We start from the raw sequence: 228 nt of genomic DNA, 5'->3' as shown, positions 1-228 counted from the left end.
TCATCTCCGAGGAGAACCGATCCGAGTTACGCGTCACCTCAGCCACACCAGCATGGCTCGTGACCATCCAGATCTCAGCATCCGGATTCCAATGCACAGGATCCACATCCCGCAAATACCCGAAGTAGCTGTACGGATCGTCAATCGCCTCCGACGAAAACAGATCCTCGTTGAAAACCGACTCCGTGACCACTACACCCACTCCTTCACCATCAACACCCACACACC

The 228-nt window shown here is 54.8% G+C and carries 1 protein-coding gene; it reads right to left on the bottom strand.

From position 1 onward, the window contains the following. Window positions 1–193: hypothetical protein (locus ACYQ1K_RS28060; RefSeq protein ID WP_459986914.1), on the bottom strand; the 193-nt coding region annotated here is incomplete at its 3' end. Window positions 194–228: the final 35 nt, after the last annotated feature.

Source organism: Nocardioides sp. AN3, from assembly GCF_054653495.1.
This window is presented reverse-complemented; position numbering and strand designations above follow the sequence as displayed.